The organism is Paenibacillus agaridevorans (genome assembly GCF_003112455.1).
GTDB lineage: Bacteria > Bacillota > Bacilli > Paenibacillales > Paenibacillaceae > Pristimantibacillus > Pristimantibacillus agaridevorans.
Map to the genome: position 1 here is coordinate 4,117 of NZ_BDQX01000327.1, position 2,989 is coordinate 7,105.

The 2,989-nt window shown below is 58.6% G+C and carries 3 protein-coding genes and 1 pseudogene; all 4 read right to left on the reverse strand.

What is annotated here, in order from left to right:
• Nucleotides 1-635, reverse strand: a 635-nt coding sequence (gene tilS / locus PAT3040_RS26085; protein WP_108995001.1) for a tRNA lysidine(34) synthetase TilS, incomplete at its 3' end; no start/stop codon positions are given.
• 82 nt (nucleotides 636-717) lie between these two features.
• The gene (locus PAT3040_RS26090; protein ID WP_108994988.1) at nucleotides 718-1,641 is read right to left on the reverse strand and encodes a serine/threonine protein kinase; all 924 of its coding nucleotides are present in this window, start codon (nucleotides 1,639-1,641) and stop codon (nucleotides 718-720) included.
• Nucleotides 1,625-2,359 carry a vWA domain-containing protein gene (locus PAT3040_RS26095; RefSeq protein ID WP_108994989.1) on the reverse strand — a complete coding sequence of 245 codons (735 nt, stop codon included), beginning with the start codon at nucleotides 2,357-2,359 and terminating at the stop codon, nucleotides 1,625-1,627. Before PAT3040_RS26095 ends, PAT3040_RS26090 begins: the two co-directional genes overlap by 17 nt.
• 406 nt (nucleotides 2,360-2,765) lie before the next feature.
• Nucleotides 2,766-2,989, reverse strand: a pseudogene (locus tag PAT3040_RS26100) (family 43 glycosylhydrolase); the annotation flags it as partial.

Below are 2,989 nucleotides of genomic sequence, written 5' to 3' on the forward strand. Positions count from 1 at the left end.
GGAAGAATGTCGAGCCGCACCGTGTTGCGGAAGTAATGCCGCTCCAGATTGCTGCTGTCCGTGCTGTAGGGGATATCTCCCTCCTCGCAGTATGCCAGAAGGTCTGACTTGTTCATACGCAATAGCGGGCGGATGAGTTCCACATTATTTTCGCTCCGTTTGGCAGGAATGCCGGACAAGCCGGACAGTCCCGCGCCGCGTATGACTCGCATCAGCACGGTCTCGGCCTGATCGTCGCCGTGGTGGGCCAAGGCAACTCGGGACGCTCCATATCGCTTCGCGACCTCGTGCAGGAACGCATACCGCTTCTCGCGCGCCGCGGCCTGGAGATTCAATGCATTTTCTTCTATATAAGTAGTCAGCGCAAGCGTCGTCGTCTCGCATGGCACGCCAAGCTTCTCCGCATACCGCTTCACCAGCTCCAGCTCGGCTGCCGATTCCTCGCCGCGAAAGCCGTGATTGACGTGGGCGGCAATCGTTCGCAGCCGTTTCGGCACCGCAAGCATATGGAGCATATGAAGCAGCGCCATGGAGTCGGGACCTCCAGAGACGGCTACGATGATCGTATCGCCGTCCTGCCATAGACCTCGTTCCGCCGCTTCCTTCTCCACAGCGTTCAGCACATTCGCATTCATCGTGTATGTATGCCTCCGTTCGTCCCGTCCCCTTATCCTCTTGTCCTCGGTGTCCTCGTGTTCGTATCCCCGCCCGTGTCCGCTACATCATGTTGCGAAGTAGCCAGTAGATCGAGATGGCGAGCAGCACGCTCGTCGTCGCGGCCAACCCCTTGAGCCAGCCCGGCGTAGCGGAGGACTTCCGCGTATCTCGCCGGTGCATAAGCAGCCGCCATGCTTCGGCGCCCTCCGCCGCGTCCGCGAAGCCGCCCTCCAGCGCCTGCTTCAACCAGCCCGCGACGGGCTTCAGGTCGGAGCTGCTCGTCAGCAGGCCCGACAGATCCAGCGTGGAGCGGTTCTGAGGCAGCAGCTCCTTCGTCAGCGCGTGCAGACGCTTCGGCTCATGGAGCTGAATGCAGAGCACCGCGAATGAGAACAAATCATATTTAGGATCCGCCGTGCGAGAACCGCTGTTCCAGTAGCCGCGGTCGTAGATCTCCGTGAACTGGCGGATGCTTTTGCCGATCGCCGTGACGCCGCCGAAGTCAACGAGGTCGACATGCCCGTAGTCCGCGACCATGACGTTCTCCACCTTCAGGTCGCCAAACGCCCAGCCGGACTTATGCAGTCTGGCCAGCTTCCCGAGCAGATTCAGTCCCACGAGCGGAAACCACTGCGCGCCCTGCTGCTTTAAGTAGGCATCCAGCGTTGTGCCCCTCACGTAGCGCATTATATAGAAGGGATACTCCTTCCCGTTCGGCGCGTAAAGATCGTCAACGTCGAACAAGAAGGGCTCTATTCCCGGGCCCTTCTGCTTCGCAAGCGTTCCCAGCACGTTAATCTCGGATTGCAGATCCACGGCATCCGCGCCTACCTTAAGCGCGTACCAGTCGCGATCCTTCTGCACGAGGTAGACCTTGCCGTTCGCCCCTTCTCCCAGGAGGCGCTCCACCCGGTAGCGGCCTCCCTTCCACTTGCCGACGACGATCGTCCCCCGTCTAAGCTCCAACTTAAACGACGTAGTCACCCATCATCCCATCCGTTCCATATCTGCTTTTCCGGCCCGTTTCCCCGTCCTGGCCCCGCAAGTAGTAGTCGACGACATGCATAATTGCCGGCCCCGTCGGCGTCGTGCCTCCCATCTGCAGCTTGGGGAAGATGGAGTGCATGCCGTTAAGGTGCTCCGTCCAGGCCATGTCCAACACGCAGTCGTCGCCATGCCGCGAGCCCGGGAAGTGAAATACCGCGATCTGGCTCTTGCCCTGCCTGGCCTGCAGGCTTAACATCAGGTCGTGAATCGCCTCTTCTACCGCGGCCAGCTTGGGCTTCATGCTGGCGCTGGCGTCGATCAGCAGCGCAACCTGCAGCCCCGACGTCTCGCCGAGCTCGTCGATGACCCGCACGACCTCGCCGCGTTTCTCGGGCGGCAATGCTTCGATGGAGCCATTGCCCAGCACCTGCTTAAGCTCCTTCTGCACGGCAAGCTGAATCGTCTGCACGACCGTCTTGCGCGTCATCATCTGCACCGTCTGGGAGAGCTGACGCGTGTTGACCAGCCGGCTGAGACCGCCGCCCGCTCTCGCAATCTCGTCGATCTCCGAAGCGCCCAGCTCGCCTACATCGCCATGATCCAGCACGCCGACGACGTTTACCGCGATGCCTTCCGACTTCGCATGCGCCGCAGCGACGACCGGACTCATTCCTACATTGGAGCAGCCATCCGTTACCAACAATATTTGCTTCATCCCTAATCCCTCCATACCGCCGGAGCGGTTTTCCAGTAAAAGCCTGTTCTATCAGCTTTGCCTATTTTGGAAGAGATAAACTCGCTAGAATCGCAAAAAGTGGGATAATTGCCTGACGAAAGCTACACTAAAGCTTGGCTTTGCGCCTGATAGCGGGTGTTTCAAAAAGTTCGGTTTCCAGCACAGTTGCGTATGCTTCCGATGCTGCGCTTTATGTACCTACCCTATTTATGGGGATTATAATCATTCTTATTGGTCTCTATTATACCATGTGTATTGCTTGGACTGCATAGGCTGCAGCACCTAAGCACCACTCCCTCTCTCTGATTCATCGACTGCCGCTGCCCGATTGTGTAGACATTCGCCGAATGAAAACAAGAGCCGGTCATCGCGACCGGCTCTCCGCTTACTTATGAATGATAAAAGGCAATCCGTCCCGCCATCCGATCTCCGTCATGGACAGATACCAGGAGCGGCCCATATCGTTGTTGCCTTGATAGAACAAATACGTTCGTCCGTCCACGTCCTTGAACAGGAAGGGATGACCTGACTCGCTGGAGTTCCAGCTTCCCGGCTCTCCGTTTGGCAGCAGCGGCTCGTCGAACAGCCGCTTCCAGCGTATGCCGTCGT